Here is a 658-nt window from a genome sequence, read left to right on the forward strand (position 1 = left end):
GGCAGAAGAAATGTCTTCGTCTTTCTCGCCTTCTTGAATTTTGCTCTTGCAGCGTCTCTAATCGCTTTCAGGAGGAGAGATCCTGTGATCTCAATTGATGGCAAAATTGAAAGAAAAGGTTTTTTAGATAATCTAAAAAATTCATTCCGAAAGATCCTCAGGTCGAGGCAGCTAAAGCTGATGCTTGTCCTTTGGGGAACGTCGTTTGGTGCCCTGATGTCACTGCAAGGTCTCTGGGCTGTTTCCTGGTACCAGACTTCTTACGGTGTTTCGTATGGAACGGCGAGTTTATGGTCGACGCTGATAAGCATAGGAGTGATGGTCGGAAACTTTGTAGGGGCATACATCGCAAGGCCGGCAAGATTGAGACTTCTTGCGATAACCGTTTCATGTGTTTCCTATGGTGCTTCGTGGGTTTTCTTCTGGTTTTCTATGAGGAGCCGGCTGCCGATTCTTATACCGGGACTGGTCGGATTCTTTTTGGGATTCTTTGCCGGTATAACCTACGATCATCTTACTGCAGGTGTCAACGATCTGGCAGCCAGAGGCCGTGGAGGTTCTCTCTTTGGAGGTATGAACCTCTTCACTTTCATCTCTGTAATCATCTTTCAGTCTGGCACGGGATTCCTGATGCAGCGTTTCTCTTCGAGTGGGGGAG

General features: G+C 47.4%; 1 protein-coding gene. It reads left to right on the forward strand.

Annotation, left to right across the window (positions count from 1 at the left end; translation table 11 throughout):
- A partial coding sequence (locus tag BG32_RS12245) for an MFS transporter (protein ID WP_121526913.1) occupies window positions 1–658 on the forward strand: 658 nt, incomplete at both ends.

The organism is Mesotoga sp. HF07.pep.5.2.highcov (assembly GCF_003666285.1).
GTDB lineage: Bacteria > Thermotogota > Thermotogae > Petrotogales > Kosmotogaceae > Mesotoga > Mesotoga prima.